18 protein-coding genes are annotated in these 17,651 nt (G+C 72.4%); 7 read left to right on the forward strand and 11 right to left on the reverse strand.

All coding sequences use genetic code 11. The features are described from left to right. The first annotated feature begins 13 nt into the window (after nt 1-13). A complete protein-coding gene (gene ligD / locus ACFWXC_RS45875) occupies nt 14-904 on the forward strand; it encodes a non-homologous end-joining DNA ligase (RefSeq protein ID WP_384488960.1) in 891 nt (296 codons plus the stop codon). 40 nt (nt 905-944) lie between these two features. On the opposite strand, the gene ACFWXC_RS45880 is transcribed toward ligD, so the two are convergent. Further along, nucleotides 945-1,748, reverse strand: coding sequence for a nuclease-related domain-containing protein (locus ACFWXC_RS45880; protein WP_384488962.1), 804 nt, complete (start codon nt 1,746-1,748; stop codon nt 945-947). Nucleotides 1,749-1,924: 176 nt separating this feature from the next. On the opposite strand from ACFWXC_RS45880, the gene ACFWXC_RS45885 reads away from it, so the two are divergent. The 6 genes from ACFWXC_RS45885 to ACFWXC_RS45910 all read left to right on the forward strand — a co-directional run bounded on the left by ACFWXC_RS45885 (nt 1,925) and on the right by ACFWXC_RS45910 (nt 8,543). After that, nucleotides 1,925-2,356, forward strand: coding sequence for a protein phosphatase (locus ACFWXC_RS45885; protein ID WP_384489011.1), 432 nt, complete (start codon nt 1,925-1,927; stop codon nt 2,354-2,356). A 111-nt stretch (nt 2,357-2,467) separates the two neighbouring features. Next, on the forward strand, nt 2,468-3,247 hold the full coding sequence (locus ACFWXC_RS45890) for a hypothetical protein (protein WP_384488964.1): 780 nt from the start codon (nt 2,468-2,470) through the stop codon (nt 3,245-3,247). Further along, complete coding sequence (locus ACFWXC_RS45895) at nt 3,244-4,473, forward strand: ATP-binding protein (protein WP_384488966.1); 1,230 nt, start codon at nt 3,244-3,246, stop codon at nt 4,471-4,473. Before ACFWXC_RS45890 ends, ACFWXC_RS45895 begins: the two co-directional genes overlap by 4 nt. A gap of 153 nt (nt 4,474-4,626) precedes the next feature. Continuing rightward, the gene (locus ACFWXC_RS45900; RefSeq protein WP_384488968.1) at nt 4,627-5,988 is read left to right on the forward strand and encodes an FtsW/RodA/SpoVE family cell cycle protein; all 1,362 of its coding nucleotides are present in this window, start codon (nt 4,627-4,629) and stop codon (nt 5,986-5,988) included. A 26-nt stretch (nt 5,989-6,014) separates the two neighbouring features. After that, nucleotides 6,015-7,472: a penicillin-binding transpeptidase domain-containing protein gene (locus ACFWXC_RS45905; RefSeq protein ID WP_384489013.1), complete on the forward strand. Its 1,458-nt coding sequence runs from the start codon at nt 6,015-6,017 to the stop codon at nt 7,470-7,472. Nucleotides 7,473-7,604: 132 nt separating this feature from the next. Then, nucleotides 7,605-8,543 (forward strand): diiron oxygenase, encoded by a 939-nt coding sequence (locus ACFWXC_RS45910; protein ID WP_384488970.1) that lies wholly within the window; start codon nt 7,605-7,607, stop codon nt 8,541-8,543. A gap of 18 nt (nt 8,544-8,561) precedes the next feature. On the opposite strand, the gene ACFWXC_RS45915 is transcribed toward ACFWXC_RS45910, so the two are convergent. The 10 genes from ACFWXC_RS45915 to ACFWXC_RS45960 all read right to left on the reverse strand — a co-directional run bounded on the left by ACFWXC_RS45915 (nt 8,562) and on the right by ACFWXC_RS45960 (nt 17,537). Further along, on the reverse strand, nt 8,562-9,701 hold the full coding sequence (locus ACFWXC_RS45915) for an NlpC/P60 family protein (RefSeq protein ID WP_384488972.1): 1,140 nt from the start codon (nt 9,699-9,701) through the stop codon (nt 8,562-8,564). Between the two features lie 103 nt (nt 9,702-9,804). After that, entirely contained in the window at nt 9,805-10,140 is a 336-nt protein-coding gene (locus ACFWXC_RS45920; protein WP_384488974.1) for a hypothetical protein, read from the reverse strand. Nucleotides 10,141-10,150: 10 nt separating this feature from the next. After that, entirely contained in the window at nt 10,151-10,804 is a 654-nt protein-coding gene (locus ACFWXC_RS45925; RefSeq protein WP_384488976.1) for a TetR/AcrR family transcriptional regulator, read from the reverse strand. A 98-nt stretch (nt 10,805-10,902) separates the two neighbouring features. Next, entirely contained in the window at nt 10,903-11,082 is a 180-nt protein-coding gene (locus tag ACFWXC_RS45930; protein WP_384488978.1) for a hypothetical protein, read from the reverse strand. A gap of 31 nt (nt 11,083-11,113) precedes the next feature. Beyond that, the gene (locus tag ACFWXC_RS45935) at nt 11,114-11,530 is read right to left on the reverse strand and encodes a hypothetical protein (RefSeq protein ID WP_384488980.1); all 417 of its coding nucleotides are present in this window, start codon (nt 11,528-11,530) and stop codon (nt 11,114-11,116) included. Between the two features lie 242 nt (nt 11,531-11,772). Next, entirely contained in the window at nt 11,773-13,026 is a 1,254-nt protein-coding gene (locus ACFWXC_RS45940; RefSeq protein ID WP_384488982.1) for a styrene monooxygenase/indole monooxygenase family protein, read from the reverse strand. Between the two features lie 36 nt (nt 13,027-13,062). Continuing rightward, nucleotides 13,063-13,698 carry an ATP/GTP-binding protein gene (locus tag ACFWXC_RS45945; protein ID WP_384488984.1) on the reverse strand — a complete coding sequence of 212 codons (636 nt, stop codon included), beginning with the start codon at nt 13,696-13,698 and terminating at the stop codon, nt 13,063-13,065. Beyond that, nucleotides 13,679-14,101: a DUF742 domain-containing protein gene (locus ACFWXC_RS45950; protein WP_384488986.1), complete on the reverse strand. Its 423-nt coding sequence runs from the start codon at nt 14,099-14,101 to the stop codon at nt 13,679-13,681. Before ACFWXC_RS45950 ends, ACFWXC_RS45945 begins: the two co-directional genes overlap by 20 nt. Beyond that, complete coding sequence (locus ACFWXC_RS45955) at nt 14,098-14,601, reverse strand: roadblock/LC7 domain-containing protein (protein WP_384488988.1); 504 nt, start codon at nt 14,599-14,601, stop codon at nt 14,098-14,100. The genes ACFWXC_RS45950 and ACFWXC_RS45955 overlap by 4 nt, the downstream gene beginning before the upstream one ends. Beyond that, entirely contained in the window at nt 14,598-17,537 is a 2,940-nt protein-coding gene (locus tag ACFWXC_RS45960) for a nitrate- and nitrite sensing domain-containing protein (RefSeq protein ID WP_384488990.1), read from the reverse strand. The genes ACFWXC_RS45955 and ACFWXC_RS45960 overlap by 4 nt, the downstream gene beginning before the upstream one ends. Nucleotides 17,538-17,651 lie beyond the last annotated feature (114 nt).

Here is a 17,651-nt window from a genome sequence, read left to right on the forward strand (position 1 = left end):
AGATTGTCATCGTATGACGCCGATCACGGAGGTGGACGGACGGAGGGTCGCGCTCAGCAACCTGGAGAAGGTGCTGTATCCGGCGACCGGGTTCACCAAGGGCGAGCTGCTGCACTACTACGCGACGTCGGCCGAGGTCCTGCTGCCGCATCTGCGGGACCGGCCGGTCTCGTTCCTCCGGTACCCGGACGGTCCTGACGGCCAGGTGTTCTTCACCAAGAACGTGCCGCCGGGTACGCCCGAGTGGGTCACCACCGCCGAGGTGCGCCGGTCGGAGGGGCCGGCCCGGATGGTGCTGGTGCAGGACCTGCCGAGCCTGATGTGGGCGGCGAACCTGGTCACCGAGTTCCATACGCACCAGTGGCTGGTGCGGACGCCGGACGAGGCCGACCGGATCGTCTTCGACCTGGACCCCGGGGCTCCGGCGACGGTGGTGGAGTGCTGCGAGGTCGCGCTGTGGCTGCGGGAGCGGCTGGCCGCGGACGGGATCGAGGCGTACGCCAAGACGGCCGGGTCGAAGGGGCTGCATCTGCTGGCGGGGGTGCGGGGGTCGTCCAGCGAGCGGGTGAGCGAGTACGCGAAGGGGCTGGCCGTGGCGGCGGAGCGGGCGCTGCCGCGGCTGGTGGTGCACCGGATGACGCGGAGCCTGCGGCCGGGGAAGGTGTTCGTGGACTGGAGCCAGAACGCGGGGCGGAAGACGACGGCGACCCCGTACACCGTCCGGGCGCGGCGGGAGCCGATGGTGTCGGCGCCGGTGACCTGGGAGGAGGTCGCGGAGTGCCGGCGGGCGGAGGACCTGGTTTTCCGGGCCGGGGACATCGCGGGGCGGGTCGAGGAGTACGGGGACCTGCTGGCGCCGCTGCTGGACGCGGGGCGGGCGGCGCCGCTGCCGTGTGAAACCTGAAACGTGAAAGGAAACTCGCACGGGCCGGACGGGCCGGGAGTTACACCCTCCCCCACGTGTTGCGGTCCCGCGCCATCGCGTGCAGGGCCTCGACGTCCGCCGGTTTGAGGACTCCGCCCAGGCGGGACAGGCCCTCCAGGTCCCGGTCGCGGAGGATGCGGACCTCCCGGGGCGGGGCCGTCAGCACGACGTCCGCCGGGTCCGTCAGGGCCAGGACCGGGTGGACCTCGGCCGTCAGGGCGTAGGAGGCCCGGTCGGCGTCCGCGCGCAGGCGGCGCAGCAGCGGCCGGGGGTCGCGGCGGCCCAGGGTGACCATCGGGTCGGCGACCAGGACCTTCTGCTTGCGGGCGTAGAGCGCGTGCACGCAGAACAGGCCGCCGGGGCCGATCAGCAGATGGTGCAGGCGGTCGCCGCCGGGGAGCGGGACGGAGTGCAGGGCGTGCCAGCCCGCGCCGTCCAGACGGTCCAGGGCGTCGCCGACGGTCTGCTCGGCGGTCAGGGCGCGGCGGCGCGGGTCGGGGCGGAGGCGGTGGGCCGGGCCCGGGTCCCGGTCGAGAGCGATCAGCAGCGCCTCGCCGGGGCGGTTGGGCGCGAGGTCGTCGTCGGGGTGCAGGGTCAGCCGCGCCAGTTCGGCGGGCGTGGGCACCGGCGGCGGGCCGATCGTGACCGGGCCGGTCAGGAACGGCCGCAGGGTTTCGAGTACGTCGTCCTGGCGCTCCTCGCTGAGCAGGTTGACCCGGCCCGCCTCACGGTCGTACCAGGCGATGTTCCGTCCGTCCGTGAGGCAGACGTACAGCCGTTCCTGGCCCCGGCGCCAGGTCGGCACGACGCGCAGTCCGGTCATTGCGGCATCACCCCTCGACCATGGGAACAGGCGGGGTGCTCCGCGGGCAAGAACCCCGCTACCTTTGACAGGGGGTTGGCGCGTGCAGCGGGGAGGCGCCGGTGCGGATCCATGGGGAGCAGTACGACGTTCCGGCTCCGGACAGCCCGTGGAGCGAGGTGCTGCCCGGGCTGTGGATGGGCGGCCACGAGTTCCGGGGGCGTGCGGGGCAGCTGGAGTCCGCTGTCGTACGGGACGAGTTCGATCTGGTGCAGAGTCTGCTGCGGGTGCCCGGGCACGGGCCGGACACCGGGGTCGAGCATCAGGTGTGGCCGATTCCGGACGGACCGCTGGACGGTACCCAGTTGGCGGGCGTGATGCGGCTCGCCCGGGCCGCCAGCGAGGCCCTGGACGCCGGACGGTCGGTACTGGTGCGCTGCCACAGCGGCTACAACCGGTCGGGGCTGGTGGTCGCGCAGGCGCTGGTGCACCGGGGGCGTACGGCCGAGGAGGCGATACGGCTGGTGCGGGCCCGGCGCTCGCCCTGGGCGCTGCACAACGAGCTGTTCGTCGCCTACCTGCGGGCCGGACTCTCCACCGCCCGGCTCCTCGAGGAACTCGCCGAGTAGCCTCTGCCCTGCATCGGCCACCCCGGGGTGCAAAAAGGACTTCCCTACGAATCTACGAATAAGGTGTACGGGGCCCTGAGACCCACAACCCCCGAACCGCCCAGGAGCAGCGTGCCGACCCGTCGCCCCGTCCGTACCGCCCTCGCCGCTGCCGTCGTCGCCCTGCTGGCGGCGGTGGCCGGCTGTGGCGACTCCGGCGGGCTCCAGGGAGCCGGGGCCACCCCGACCGCGGTCAGCCCCGTGAAGCTCTGGCCCGACCTGCGGCCGGCGTCCAGCCCGGCCTGGCCCTACGACGAGGGCAGCGCGCAGACCGTCAAGGGCGTCACGGTTCCCGGCGACGACATCCGCAGGGTCGACCCGGTGGCCGTCGTACGGGCGGAGATCGCCGCGGGCTCGGCGGACTACGGGTCGAAGGGCGCCTACCACGAGACCTCGGACCGGATGAAGGAGTGCGCGGCCGGGGGCGGCGGGGCGCGGTGTCCGCTGCTCAAGCCCTACTACCGGGACCTGACCGGGGACGGTCGGGACGAGCTGACGCTCGGCTTCCGGCTGTATCCGACCAACCAGACCGCGCTGCGCGTGTACACCGTCGAGAAGCACCGGCTGGTGGAGGTGCTGGAGGACAACGACGCGATCATCGGCGTCGAGCTGGCCGGGCGGACGGTCATCGTGCGGTCGCCGGCCGGGATCACCGGGTACGAGTACCGGACGACCTGGGCGTGGGATCCGGAGCAGAAGGCGATGGTGTTCTCCCGGGACGAGTTCCTGCGCACCGGCAAGGCACGGCACAGCCGCACACCGGCACCCTCCGCCCCTGCCTCTGCCTCCGCCTCCGCCTCTGCCTCCGCCCCTGCCTCCGCCCCTGCCCCTGCCTCCGCGAGTGCGCGATGAGGCTCCCCCACTGGGCCGGAACGCTCGCGGCGAAGTCGGCGGCGTTCATCACGGTGATGTGCTGTGCGCTGGCCGCGCTGCTCGGTGTGCTCGTGCATGTGTCGGTCACCGACCAGACCGTCGCACAAGCCCGTGACCAGGCACTCTCCCGGCTCGCGGACGCGACGACCGCGTACGAGGCGGGCGACGCGCTGCTGCCGGGCTCCGCGATCGACCCGGTGGGGCTGCCGCCGCGGCTGCGGGCGCTGGCGGTGACCGGGGAGCGCGGCACGATGGTCGCCCGGGACGACGGCCGTCCCACGATGTGGGCGGCGGGCCCGGCCGACCGGAACCGGGCGCTCGCGGTGGCCGTCGACTACTCCCAGCAGGCCCGTACGATCGACGGCCTCGACCGCTCCATCGTCTGGTCGTCGGCCCTCGCCATCGGGACGACGCTGCTGGTCGGGGCGTTCGCGGTGACCCGGGTCACCCGACGGCTGCACGGCACCGCGCAGGTGGCCCGGCGGATCAGCGCCGGGGACCTGGACGCGCGGGTGCACGATCCCCGGACGAAGGATCCGACCCGGCCGCAGGACGAGGTGGCCGCGGTCGCGGCGGCGCTGGACGGCATGGCCGCGTCGCTGCAGAGCAAGCTGCTGAGCGAGCAGCGGTTCACCGCCGACGTGGCGCACGAGCTGCGGACGCCGCTGACCGGGCTGCACGCGGCGGCGGAACTGCTCCCTCCGGGGCGGCCGACGGAACTGGTGCGGGACCGGGTCGCCGCGCTGCGCACGCTCACCGAGGACCTGCTGGAGATCTCCCGCCTCGACACCGGCCGGGAGCGGCTGGAGACCGACGCGGAGGCGCTGGGCGCGCTGGCCGAGCGGGTGGTGCGGGCGTCCGGGACGGAGACCGAGGTGAAGGTCGTACGGGACGTGTGGGTGGAGACGGACCGGCGGCGGCTGGAACGGGTGCTGGGGAACCTGGTCGCCAACGCGCACCGGCACGGGCGGGCGCCGGTGGTGCTGACGGTGGAGGGGAAGGAGGTCACCGTACGGGATCACGGGGGCGGGTTCCCCGGGTACCTGGTGGCCCACGGCCCCCAGCGGTTCCGGACGGAGGGCGGGGCCAAGGGGCACGGGCTGGGGCTGACGATCGCGGCGGGACAGGCGGAGGTGCTGGGCGCGCGGCTGTCGTTCGGCAACGCGATCGACGGCGGGGCCGTGGCGATTCTGACGCTGCCGTAGAGGGCTGCGGGCGGTTCGCGCGGCTGCGGGCCGGTGGGGCTTGTCGCACGATGCACCCGCACCTGCCACATCTCCTCAGCCACCCCGGCCGCACGCCACGCTGGCGCAAGCCAACACATCACACACCTCCCACTATGTGGGTAAGTTCCGGACATGACCAAGGCCGGAACCACCCTCACGGCGTCCGCGGCCCCGGCCGCCCCCGTACGGCTCCCCCGGCGCCGTGGCATCGAACTCGCCCTGCTCGTGCTGGCCGTGCTGCTCTCCGTGTACGGCTACTGCGCGGTCGGCCTGGCCCGGACCGGCACCGTCCCGCCCGGCGCCGCCGGTTACGGCGCCGGCCTCGGCGTCCTCGCCCTCGTCGCCCATCTCGCCGTACGCTTTCGCGCGCCGTACGCCGACCCGCTGCCGCTGCCGATCGGCGTGCTGCTCAACGGACTCGGCCTGGTCCTGATCTACCGGCTGGACCTGGGGACCCCCGGCGACCGGGCGGCCCCCGCCCAACTCGTCTGGTCCACCCTGGGCGTCGGCCTGTTCATCATGGTCGTGCTGATGCTGCGCGACCACCGCCTCCTTCAGCGCTACTCCTATGTCTGTGTCGCCGCCGCGCTCGTCCTGCTGCTGCTCCCGATCTTCTTCCCGGCCGTCAACGGGGCCCGGATCTGGATCCGGATCGCCGGATTCTCCATCCAGCCCAGCGAGTTCGCGAAGGTGCTGCTCGCGGTGTTCTTCGCCGCCTATCTGGCCGCCAACCGCAACGCGCTCGCCTACGCCGGCCGCCGGCTGTGGTTCATGCAGTTCCCGACGGGGCGGGTGCTCGGCCCGATCGTCACCATCTGGCTGGTGAGCGTCGGCGTCCTGATCCTCGAACGCGACCTGGGCACGTCCCTGCTCTTCTTCGGCCTGTTCGTCGTCATGCTCTACGTCGCCACCGGGCGCACCGGCTGGATCGCCGTGGGCCTGCTGCTCGCGGTGCTCGGCGCGGTCGCCGTCGGCCATCTGGAACCGCATGTCCACGGCCGGATCGAGGACTGGCTGCACCCCTTCGCCTCGATCGACGCCGGGCAGGGGCCGAACCAACTCGCCCAGTCCCTCTTCGCGTTCGCCGCCGGCGGGGTGGTGGGCACCGGACTCGGCCTCGGCCACTCGATGCTGATCGGCTTCGCCACCAAGTCGGACTTCATCCTGGCCACAGCGGGCGAGGAACTCGGCCTCACCGGGCTGTCCGCGATCTTCCTCCTCTACGGCCTGCTCGTCGAGCGCGGCTACCGGGCCGGCCTCGCCCTGCGCGAGCCCTTCGGCCGGCTGCTCGCGGTCGGGCTCGCCTCGATCGTCGCGCTCCAGGTGTTCGTCATCGCGGGCGGGGTGACCGGGCTGATCCCGCTGACCGGCATGGCGATGCCGTTCCTCGCCCAGGGCGGCTCCTCGGTGGTCACCAACTGGGCGATCGTCGCGCTGCTGATCCGGGTGAGCGACTCGGCCCGCCGCCACTACGACGGACGGGTGGCCCCATGAGCCGTCACGACCGCCAGGACACCGGCATGGCCAGGTACATCCGGCGGGCCCGCGCCTTCTGCGCCCTGCTGCTCTTCGCCCTGCTCGTCAACGCGGCCCGCGTCCAGGTGGTCCGGGCCCACGCCTACGACGACAATCCCGCCAACCGCCGCACCTCCATCGCCCGTTACGGCCTGCCGCGCGGCGACATCCTGGTCGGCGGCCAGCCGGTCACCGGCTCCCGGGACAGCAGGGAGCAGCTCCGCTACGAACGCACCTACCCGCAGGGGCCGTTGTACGCCCCGGTGACCGGCTTCGCCTCGCAGCTGTACGGCACCACGTTCCTGGAGCACGCCGAGGACGGGCTGCTCTCCGGCACCGACCCGCTGCTGTCGCCGTTCCCGCTGTGGAACGACACCAGCCGCTCGCAGAACCCGGGCGGGAACGTCGTCACGACCCTGAACCGGTTCGCGCAGGAGGCCGCCTACCGGGGTCTGGGCGCCCGCAAGGGCGCGGTGGCCGCGATCGAACCGTCGACCGGCCGGATCCTCGCCCTGGTCTCCACCCCGTCGTACGACCCCTCCGAACTGTCCGGCAACGGCGAGGCGGTGGCCACGGCCTGGGCGCGCCTCAACGACGACCCGGAGAAGCCGATGCTCAACCGTGCGGTGCGGCAGACGTATCCGCCGGGGTCGACCTTCAAGGTCGTGACGGCGGCCGCCGCCCTTGACGCGGGCGTGGTCACCGACCTGGACGCGCCGACCGACTCCCCCGACCCCTTCCGGCTGCCGGGCACCACGACCCGGCTGACCAACGAGGGGGACGGCTGCGCGGACGCCTCGCTGCGGGCGGCCTTCGAGTGGTCCTGCAACACGGTCTTCGCGAAGCTGGGCGTGGACGTGGGGGTCGCGGACATGACGACGACGGCCCAGGCGTTCGGCTTCAACGACAGGAACCTGCGCATCCCCTTCGCGGCCGCGCCGAGCACCTTCGACACGAGCGTGGACAAGGCGCAGCTGGCGCTGTCGTCGATCGGGCAGTACAACACCCGCGCCACCCCGCTGCAGATGGCGATGGTGGCGGCGGCGGTGGCCAACGGCGGGATGGCACGGCCGCCGTATCTGGTGGAGCGGACCGTGCGGCGGACCGGCGAGACGGTCGGCACGGGCGGCGCCGGGCCGGTCCGGCAGGTGATGAGCCCCTCGACGGCCGTCCGGATGAAGGAGCTGATGGCGGACGTGGTCCAGGAGGGCACCGGGTCCAACGCGGCGATCCGCGGCGCCACGGTCGGCGGCAAGACCGGCACCGCGCAGCACGGCATGGGCAACTCCGGGGTGCCGTACGCCTGGTTCGTGTCCTGGGCGAAGGCGGACACCGACCTGGAGCCGAAGGTGGCGGTGGCCGTGGTGGTGGAGGACGCGGCGGCCGACCGGGGCGACATCAGCGGGGGCGGGGACGCGGCGCCGATCGCCAGGGCGGTGATGCGGGCGGTACTGGGGCTCTGAAGCGGGCCGGGCGGACGGGGCCGGGTAGACGGGGAGTCAACAAGTCGCGCGCGGGGGATTGACCACCTTGCTGACAAGCGGTCTCATAAGAGCGGACGGCTACATACCCCCGGGTAACTAGGTGAGGGAGCCATGACGACCCTGACGGAAGCGGACGCGGTCGACGGCCTGCGCGACGCGCTCGGCCTGCTCAAGGACCGCGAGCAGGTGGCCGAACGGCTGCTGGTCTCCTCCGCGAAGCACTCCTTCGACCCGGACGAGGAGCTGGACTGGGACGCGCCCTTCGAGGACGGCAAGTGGTTCTGGCCGCCGGAGCTGGTGTCGCTCTACGACACCCCGATGTGGAAACGCATGTCCGAGGAACAGCGGATCCTGCTCTCGCAGCACGAGGCCGCGGCCCTCGCCTCGCTCGGCATCTGGTTCGAGCTGATCCTGATGCAGCTGCTGGTGCGGCACATCTACGACAAGGCGGCGACGAGCGCGCATGTGCGCTACGCGCTGACCGAGATCGAGGACGAGTGCCGGCACTCGAAGATGTTCGCGCGCCTGATAGCCCGCGGTGACGCGCCCTGGTACCCGGTGAGCCGGGCCCACCTGAACCTGGGCCGCCTGTTCAAGACGATCTCGACCACGCCCGGTTCCTTCACGGCCACGCTGCTCGGCGAGGAGGTCCTGGACTGGATGCAGCGGCTGACCTTCCCCGACGAGCGGGTGCAGACACTGGTCCGGGGGGTCACGCGTATCCACGTGGTCGAGGAGGCCCGGCACGTCCGGTACGCCCGCGAGGAGCTGCGCCGGCAGATGGTGACGGCACCCCGCTGGTCCCAGGAGTTCACCCGGGTCACCTCCGGGGAGTTCGCGCGGGTGTTCTCGGTGGCCTTCGTCAACCCCGAGGTCTACACGAACGTGGGCCTGGACCGGCGGGAGGCGGTGGCCCAGGTACGGGCGAGCGGGCACCGGCGGGAGGTCATGCAGAGCGGCGCGAAGAAGCTGACGGACTTCCTGGACGACATCGGCGTCCTGCGGGGAGCCGGCCGACGGCTGTGGAAGAGCTCGGGGCTGCTGGCCTGAGTGCCGGGGTGCCAGGTGTCAGGTCCGAGTCGGAACCGTCGGCAGTGGGGCGCCGAAGCCCTCGTCCGGGCCCTCTGTCGCCGCCTTCGGGATCGTCGGGGGTGTGTAGTGGCCCAGGGGCCGGGACCTCGGGTCCGGGCGTACCGCGCCCAGGATGGGGTTGGCCGCGATCGGGGAGACCTTGATCTTCGCGCCGGGGCGGGGGGCCTGGACCACCCTGCCGTCGCCCAGGTAGAGGGCCACGTGGGTGGCTTCGGGGAAGTAGACGACCAGGTCGCCCGGGCGCAGCTGGTTCAGCGGGACGTGGGGCAGGTCGGCCCACTGCTGCTGGCTGGTGCGTGGGATGGGGGTGCCGGCGTGGTCCCAGGCCTGCGAGGTCAGGCCCGAGCAGTCGTACGACGTCGGGCCCTGCGCACCCCACTGGTACGGCTTGCCCAGCTGCCGCACCGCGTAGCGCACCGCACGGTCGCCCTCCTGGGACGGGGGCGGGGTGGTGGCGCTCAGGGCGCCGGACGCGGTGAGTTTCCGCTGCGCGTCCGCCGTGTTGTTCCGCTCCAGGTCGGCCAGGGCGGTCAGCTGGGCGGGGGTGAGGGAGGCCAGCATGCGCTCCACCTCGGACAGCCGGCCCTGGACCTCGTCGCGCTGCTTCTTCTGGCTCTCGGCGAGGGCGAGTCGGGTGTCCAGTGCCTTGCGGGCCTTGCGGGCCAGGTCGGTCTGCCGCTCCTCGTCGTCCACGAGACGCCCCACCGTGTGGGCCCGTTCGCGCGCCAGCTGCCCGATGACATGGCCCTCGTCGAGCGCGTGCTGGGGGTCGCGGGCGAGGAGCAGCCGTAGGTACGGGGAGAGCGCGGTGACGCTCTGGTACTGCTGGCGGGCCAGCCGGCCCGCCTCGGCCTTGCTGGAGTGCAGGGAGAGCCGGGACTCGGCCAGCTCGTCGTCCAGCCGGTCCACCTCGGCGCGCTGCCGCCCCAGCCGTTCCTCGGTCGCGTTGTAGGCCTCGGTGGCCCGCTCGGTCTGCCGGTACAGCCCCTGAAGGTCCGTCAGCAGCTCGGCCACCGGACGCTCGGGGTCGGGTGCGGCGAGTGCGGGCCCGGGCGCGAGGACGGCCTGGGCCGCCACCGCGGCCGTACAGGCCAGGCGCAGAAACCTTCCTGACACGTCTTCACCTCCGATGCGGGACGGTCTCTCCGTACCGCATCGTGATAATCAGACCTGTACGTTTGATTCGCGCAGTGATTGTGGGCTTATCGGCCCAGCTCTTTCACCCGTCCGTGTCATCCGGCTTGCGGAACGGCGCGGTGTCCGGTGCGGGGGCCTGGTCCGGGACCGGGTCCGGCTTCGACCACGGCCACTTCGGACCTCCGCCGCCGACCTTGCCCGTGGGGTCGTACTCGTACTTCCAGCCCTGGGTCAGCCCCAGGCGCTTGCTCTGTCCGCGGGGGACGCGGCGGTAGACCAGGACGGTGGGCCTGCCACCGGCCGGGTCCGGGACCGGGATGCGGTACGTCTTCGGGGGGTGGCCGGTCATGCCCAGCAGTACGGGGAGCACGCGCCCGTCCATGGGGCCGCCCTCGAAGGGGGTGTCCTGACTCTTCACGGCACCAGTTTCAGCCATCCGCCGCGAGGGCGTCGACGAGGGCGGCCGTCTGCGGGTCGCGGCGCGCGGTGACGCTCAGTACGGCGACGAACTGGTCCACCAGCCAGTCGCGCAGCTCGTCGGCGGGCGGCTGCTTGTCCTCGTCGAGCCAGATCAGGGAGGCCGCCTCGACGGCGGTGATCCACATACGGACGGTCATGCGCAGCCGGGGTCCGGGGTCGGTGACGCCGAGGTGGCTGAGAATGTGCTGCGCCGCGGCCCGTCGTACGCCGTCCACGGTCGCCGTCGTCCGTGAGGTCTCCACCACGCTGCCGCCCTGGAGCAGGGCGCTGAAGCCGGCGTCGTGCTGGTCGACGAAGGCGAGGTAGCGGTCGAGGGCGCGGGAGAGCCGGGGCAGCAGGGGGCCCTCGCGGGGTTCGTCGAAGCAGTGCTCCAGCTCCTCGGCGGCCGACCTGAGCGCGGCCTCGTAGAGCTGCTGCTTGCCGCCCGGGAAGTACCGGTACACCAGGGGGCGGGAGACCCCGGCCGCCTCCGCCACGTCGTCGAGGGAGACGTCCTCGGGGACGCGGTGCGCGAAGAGGGAGAGGGCCGCTTCGAGGAGCTGGCTGCGCCGCTCCTCGACGGACAGCCTGCGGTAGGCGGGGGTGGCGGCCTGCGGGGTCATGGGTGCAGCGTATGCGCTCCGCCGGGAGCGCCGCGACGGGCCGCCGGTCAGCTGCGGCACCGTTTGAGCTGGTCGCGCGGCCCTCCGCCCCACCATGCTCAGGCACCCCGGCCACCGAGGCCGGGCAGGCCTCCCGTCGGCAGGCGGATCATGGATGCGGCAAGGCCGGCCTCGGACTGCTCCCGCTCCGGGCGCCACAGCGGGCCATCACCGCCCTTGAACCGGGCGCGGACACCCGTGAGCGGCGGCCCGTACGCCGGGTACGAACCACCGCTCACTCGACAGTCATCCGCTCAGGGCGGTGGAAACTTACGCGTTCCCGTCCTTGTAGACGGGGTGGTAGTCCGTCGAGCCGTTGACCTTCACGACCCACACGCGGACGGGAGTTCCCTCGGGGTTGATGTCGCCGGTCTTGTAGTCCGAGCAGTACGGGGAGGTGTGCCCGCGGGTGCTGACCGTGCGGTCGATGTCCCCGTCGCGGCCGATGTCGAGCCGGACCTCGATGCCCCAGCCGTCCGCGGAAATGTCACAGGCCGCGATGGCGTCTCCGGGCGCGTCGCCGAGGCCGATCGGGTCGGGGCCCGGGTCGTAGTTCCAGACGCCGTACCCGCCGCCTTCGTAGGCGCCGTAGGTCCACCCCGCGGCAGACGCGGAATTGGCCGTGACCAGCCCCAAAGCGAACGCGCACAGTGTGACGGAAGCAGCTCGCGCCTTGCTCGATTTCACGCGGTTTCCCCCTCTTCGTTGTCCGAGCCCGGCCGTTCCTTCTTCCGAAGGACCCCGGCGGGCTCCTGACGGGCACGTTGAGCCTAGCCGGTGATGATCTTGCTGGTACATCGGATTTTCGGCTCAGCGGTTGTCGGCCAGGGACACGTGCCGGGAGCCTCGCGGTGGGCGCGGAGCACTCCCCGACGACGCGTCAGGAGCCCTTGGGAGAATGACGGTCGGGCTGCTTGCCAGAAGGCTGTTCAGGCTCCGGCGACCGAGGCCAGGTAGGCCTCCGTCTTCTCGGGCTCGTAGAAGAAGTTCTCGAAGTCCGAGGGGTCGTTGAAGCCGTTGGCGAAGCGGTCGGCGGCCGGCTGGAGCTGGCCGGCCGCGCCGATCAGGTTGAGGATGTGCTCCGGCGGCGGGGAGAGCATCGCGTTCGTCCACTTGGTGACGTGCTGGGCGGTGTCCCAGTAGCGGTCGAAGGTCTGCTGCATCCAGGTCTCGTCGAACTCCTTCTCACCGTGTTCGAGGATCGAGGCGAGATAGGCGGCGGCGCACTTGGCCGCCGAGTTGGAGCCCTGGCCGGTGATCGGGTCGTTCGCGACGACGACGTCCGCGACGCCCAGCACCAGGCCGCCGCCGGGGAGGCGGCCGACGGGGTTGCGGACGGTGGGTGCGTAGCGGCCGGCCAGGGTGCCGCCGGCGTCGGTCAGTTCGACCTTGGTGGCCCGCGCGTACTCCCAGGGCGTGTACCGCTCCATGAGTTCCAGGGTCAGGGAGAGGTGCTCCGCGGGGTCCTTGACGCCGTTGAAGACGTCCAGCGGGCCGCCGGGTATGCCCTCCCAGAAGAGGATGTCGGCCGGTCCGGAGGTGGTCAGGGTCGGCATGACGAAGAGTTCGCCGACGCCGGGGACCAGGTTGCAGCGGACCGCGTAGTAGTCGGGGTGCTCGGGGCGGGGGCCGAGGCCGTGGACGTAGGCGACGGCGAGGGCGCGCTGCGGCTCCGTGTAGGGGGAGCGGGAGGCGTCCCGGCCGAACATCTGGACGAGCTCGCCCTTGCCCGCCGAGACCAGCACCAGGTCGTAGGCGCGGGCGAAGTAGTCGAGGTCGCCGACGGCCGCGCCGTGGATGACCAGCTGGCCGCCGCGCTGGGCGAAGGTCTCCATCCAGCCGGCCATCTTGACCCGCTGGTCGACCGACTGCGCGTACCCGTCGAGCTTGCCCACCCAGTCGATCGCGCGGGCCGCGGGGCCCTCGCCCCAGGAGCCGGGGGCGGCGACCGAGACGCCGAGTCCTTCGATCTTCGGGGCCTGGGACTCCCAGAAGTTCAGCTGGAGATCGCGCTCGTGCTGCAGTGCCGTGTGGAACATGCACTGCGTCGACATGACCCGGCCGGAGCGGATCTCGTCCGCGGTCCGGTTCGACATCAGGGTGACCTCGTAGCCGTGCGACTGGAGGCCGAGGGCGAGCTGGAGGCCGGACTGGCCGGCCCCCACGACGAGTATCTTCCGCATGCGGGTGGTGACTCCTAACGAAGGTCTACTCGGGGGCTACTCGGGGGTTTCGTCCAGCGCGTGGGCGACCAGGGACAACAGCGTCTCGATCACCGGGACACGACGGCGGGCGTCCATGATCATTACAGGTATGCGCGGGGGAATCGTCAATGCCTCCCGCACGTCCTCGGGTTCGAAGCTCTCGCTGCCGTCGAAGTGGTTGACCGCGACGACGTACGGCAGCCCGCAGCTCTCGAAGTAGTCGAGTGCCGGGAAGCAGTCCTTCAGGCGCCGGGTGTCCGCGAGGACGACGGCCCCGATCGCGCCCCGCACCAGGTCGTCCCACATGAACCAGAACCGCTGCTGGCCCGGCGTGCCGAACAGGTAGAGCACCAGGTCGTCGTCGAGCGTGAGGCGGCCGAAGTCCATGGCCACGGTGGTGGTGAGCTTGCCGGGCGTGGCGGTGAGGTCGTCGGTCTCCTCGCTCGCCTCGGTCATCAGCGCCTCGGTCTGCAGGGGCGTGATCTCCGAGACGGCGGTGACCAGTGTGGTCTTGCCGACGCCGAAACCGCCCGCCACGACTATCTTCGTCGCGATGGGGGCCCGGGCGCGGTCCGTCTGCCAGGACCGCACATGCTCCTCCCCGTCGAGGAGCGGGGCGACGCCGGAGGCGTCAGAGACGGCGTAGTCCACTCAGCACCCTTTCGAGCAGAGCGCGGTCCGGGCGGCCCGCGCCGTGACCGGTACCGGTTCCGTACACACGGATCTTTCCCTGGTCCGCGAGGTCACTGAGCAGGACCCGGACCACACCGAGCGGCATCTTCAGCAGCGCGGCGATCTCGGCCACCGTGCGCATACGGCGGCACAGTTCGACGATGGCCCGCATCTCCGGCATCACCCGGGTGTTGAGGGAACCATTCGTCAGTTCCTTGCGCTCCTCGGGAGCCTCCAGCGCCGCCACGAACGTCTCCACGAGGAGGACGTGGCCGAAGCGGGTACGGCCGCCGGTGAGCGAGTAGGGGCGGACGCGGGCGGGTTTGCGGTCGCCGCCGCGTACCGGGAGGTTCTGCCTGCGGTTCTTCGGCGCACTGCTCATCGGCCGCTCCTCGTCGCGTCTGCCTCCAGGGATTTCCTCAGCTCGGTGCGGAGTTCGGGGGTCAGGACGTGACCGGCGCGGCCGACGAACAGCGCCATGTGGTACGCCACGACGCTCATGTCGCACTCCGCGGAGCCGTGTACGCCGAGCAGCGAGCCGTCGCTGATCGACATCACGAAGAGGCTGCCCTCGTCCATCGCGATCATCGTGTGCTTGACCCCGCCGAAGTCCATCAGCCGGGCGGTGCCGACGGTCAGGCTGCCGATGCCGGAGACGATGGTGGCGAGGTCGGCGGCGGAGCCGCGGGGCCCGGTGCGTTTCTCGTTCCTGGCCTCGCGGGCCGCTTCGTTCCGGCCGGGGTCAGAGGAGAGCAGGAGCAGCCCGTCGGAGGAGACCACGGCCACCGACTGGATACCGGGCACCTCCTCGACGAGGTTGCTCAGCAGCCAGTGCAGGTTACGAGCCTCACTGCTCAGTCCGAAGGTACTGGGCGCGGTCAACTGCTTGCCTCCTCGACAGTGCCCCCCGTGGCTTCTTCGGACACGACTGATCCGGGTACGGCTGATGTGGTGCTCGGCACCTGGTTCTGGCCGGTCTGCTCGGCGATCTCCGCCGCGACGTCCCGGCGGCCGGCGTCGGCGCCGCTGCGGAAGCCGCCGAGCCTGCGGCGCAGGGCGTCGGCGTCGACGCCGGTGCCGCGCTGGCGGGGGGCCACGGCGGGGGCGGTGATCTTGGGGGTGCGCTTGGGGAGGCCCTTGCTGGTGACCGGGTCCTCGTCGTCGGCGCCGTCGTCCCCGAGGGCACCGCCCGTGCGGGCTTCGCCGAAGCCGTCGTCCACGCCCGCACCGCGCGTGCGGCTGTCGTGGTCGGGTGCGGGCGGCCCCAGTGGGACCCGCTCGCCGTCGGCGACCGCGGACCGCGGCCGCGTGCGGCCCTCGGCGTCAGCGGGGTGCGTCCGCTCCTCCCCGGCGGCGGCAGCGGGGTGCGCCTGCTCCCCGGCGGCAGGGTGCGCCTGCTCCTCGGCGGCAGTGGTTCGCGTCGGCTCGTCCGCCGCCCCGGGCTCCGGCCCTGCCGGGTCCGGGACCAGGAGTTCCATCGTCGTCTCGGCGAAGGTCTCCGCCGGGGCCTTCGGGCGGGCCGTCGGTTCGGGGGCCGCTGCCTTCGGCGGGGATGCCTGCTCGTGGGCGGGCTGTTCGTCGGCGTCCCGTACCGCCTTCTCCGCCAGCGTCACCAGGAGGTCGCCGGACTTCGCGCGGCCGTAGAGGACGTTGGAGTTGACCTCGGCGTCCGCGCCGGGCAGGGAGAAGCCGTGGGCGGTGCCGGAAGCCGTGGTGGCCGACGGGACCGCCGTCGTGGGGGCCGCGGCCAGCAGGGGCTGGGGCAGGACCACGACCGCGGCCACCCCGCCCTGCTTCTGCTCGCGCAGGTGCACCCGCACGCCGTGCCGGTGGGCCAGGCGGGCCACGACGTAGAGACCGAGGCCGAGACCGTCCTCGCCCTCCTGGTCGTACGGCGACTCGGGGTCGAAGTCGGCGAGGCGGCCGTTGAGGCGGACCAGGCGGTCGGCGGTCATGCCGATGCCCTCGTCCTGCACGGAGAGCATGACCTCGCCGCTCTCCAGCAGCCAGCCGGAGATCTCCACGGGCACGTCGGGCGGGGAGGACGCGGTGGCGTTCTCCATCAGTTCGGCGAGCAGGTGGCTGAGGTCGTCCGCGGCGAAGCCGGCCACGTGGGCGTGCGGGGGCAGGGCCGAGATCCGGACCCGCTCGTAGCGCTCGATCTCGCTGACCGCCGCCCGGACGACGTCCACCAGCGGGATCGGGCCCGCGTGCTGCTGGACGTGCTCGGTGCCGGCCAGGACCAGGAGGTTCTCACTGTGCCGGCGCATGACCGTGGCGAAGTGGTCGAGCTTGAAGAGGGTGGCCAGCCGGTCCGGGTCCTGTTCGCGCTCCTCCAGGCCCTCGATGACGGCGAGCTGACGCTCGACCAGGCCGAGGGTGCGCAGCGCGAGGTTGACGAAGGTGCCGCCGATGCTGGTGCGCAGCCGCTCCAGCTGGCCGACGGCGTCGGTCAGCTCGGCGCGCAGTTCCTCGCGGGCGTCGGCCATCTTCTGGCGCTGGCCGACCAGGTGCTTGCGGTCGGTCTCCAGGGTGGCGATGCGGTCGTAGAGCTCGACGGCGTGCCCGTGCAGGGCGTTGACGGAGCGGACGACCTGGGCGAACTCGTCGTTGCGGCCCGTGAACGTGATCGGTTCCTGGGTGCGCGGGTCCTCGGCCTCGGCGAGCCGCGCCGAGCCCCGGCGAAGCACCGAGAGGGGGCGGGTGAGGGTGCGGGCCATGGCCGTGGCGATGCCCACCGCCACCAGCATCAGGGCGCCGAGCACCGCGACCCGGATCTCCAGCGCGGTGACGTCGTCGTCGCGGAGCCCCTCGAGGTCCTTGGTGCGGTGGGTGTAGAGGGCGGACTCGGCGCCCCGCATCAGGTCGACCCGGGCGGACAGCGCCGTGTCCAGCTTCTTGGTGCCGGTGGCGAGGTCGTCGTCGGAGAGGGTCGGCTGGTCGGTGAGGGCGGCCAGGAACTTGTCGGCGTCGTTGACGTCGTTGCCGGTGACCGTGGAGTCGAACGACTCGACCGCCGCCTCGGGCGCGGTGTCGCGGAAGTCGGCGAGGGCCGCGTCGGCGCGCAGCCTGGCCTGCTGGGCGGCGGCGGTGAGCGCGTCGCGCTGCTTCCTGTCGGCGTCGGAGGTGGTCTTGCTCGTGGTGGGCAGACCGGTGAGCGGGTCGATCGTGGTCTGGGTGGAGGTGGGGATGTTCAGGGCGGCGAGCAGGAGGCCCCGGGCCGCCGCGGACTGCTGGACGGCGGAGTCCAGCTCGGCGAGCGCGTAGGCGCCGGAGCCGGCCCTGGCGGGCGTCTGCTCGGCCAGTTCCTCGGCGAGCCGGTGGAGTTCGGTGATGGTCCGGGAGTACGCCTCGTGCGCCTGGAGGGCCGTGCTCTGGCCGGTGAGCGCGGACCGGCGGACGGCCGCGATGCCGTCGAGGTCGGTGCGCAGCCAGCCCGGGATGTCGGTGTCCGCGCGCAGGTCCTCGACCTGGCGGTCGACCCGGGCGCCACGGTCCTGCGAGGGCGCCTTGGACTTGGGGCGGCCCGCCGCGACGTAGGAGGTGACCTCGTCGCGCTCGTCGGCGAGCGAGTTGGCCAGCGCCAGCGCGTCCCGGGTGCGCCCGGCGAGGGTCACCAGGTCCTGGGAGTCGCTCAGCTGCCCGGAGGCGGTCAGCAGGGCGGGCGCGCCGGCCCCCGCGATCGCCGCGGCGACCACCGCCACGGCCACGATCAGCCGCGTGCGGACGTGCTTGCGGCGGCCGGTGCCGACGGGAGCGACGGCGCCCGTTTCGGAGGCCGTCTTCTTGCCTGTGCGCCGAGGCCGCGTCTTCTGCACCGGTGCTCGCATTCCTGAATTCGTGTACCCAAGGGGCCGGGTGGCACCCCGTCATAATCCCCGGCATTTCGGTGCCAGGTCGTGCGTGTGCCCTGTACGTGCACCCGTTATGTA

Origin of the sequence: Streptomyces sp. NPDC058683 (genome assembly GCF_042716195.1) — a bacterium.
Lineage (GTDB): Bacteria > Actinomycetota > Actinomycetes > Streptomycetales > Streptomycetaceae > Streptomyces.

Bases quoted from the DNA above. Each gene is read 5' to 3' on its own strand.
- ACFWXC_RS45940 (WP_384488982.1), bottom strand. From the start codon at position 13,026: ATGCGGAAGATACTCGTCGTGGGGGCCGGCCAGTCCGGCCTCCAGCTC.
- ACFWXC_RS45905 (WP_384489013.1), top strand. From the start codon at position 6,015: ATGGCCAGGTACATCCGGCGGGCCCGCGCCTTCTGCGCCCTGCTGCTC.
- ACFWXC_RS45925 (WP_384488976.1), bottom strand. From the start codon at position 10,804: ATGACCCCGCAGGCCGCCACCCCCGCCTACCGCAGGCTGTCCGTCGAG.
- ACFWXC_RS45950 (WP_384488986.1), bottom strand. From the start codon at position 14,101: ATGAGCAGTGCGCCGAAGAACCGCAGGCAGAACCTCCCGGTACGCGGC.
- ACFWXC_RS45885 (WP_384489011.1), top strand. From the start codon at position 1,925: ATGGGCGGCCACGAGTTCCGGGGGCGTGCGGGGCAGCTGGAGTCCGCT.
- ligD (WP_384488960.1), top strand. From the start codon at position 14: ATGACGCCGATCACGGAGGTGGACGGACGGAGGGTCGCGCTCAGCAAC.
- ACFWXC_RS45900 (WP_384488968.1), top strand. From the start codon at position 4,627: ATGACCAAGGCCGGAACCACCCTCACGGCGTCCGCGGCCCCGGCCGCC.
- ACFWXC_RS45910 (WP_384488970.1), top strand. From the start codon at position 7,605: ATGACGACCCTGACGGAAGCGGACGCGGTCGACGGCCTGCGCGACGCG.
- ACFWXC_RS45895 (WP_384488966.1), top strand. From the start codon at position 3,244: ATGAGGCTCCCCCACTGGGCCGGAACGCTCGCGGCGAAGTCGGCGGCG.
- ACFWXC_RS45880 (WP_384488962.1), bottom strand. From the start codon at position 1,748: ATGACCGGACTGCGCGTCGTGCCGACCTGGCGCCGGGGCCAGGAACGG.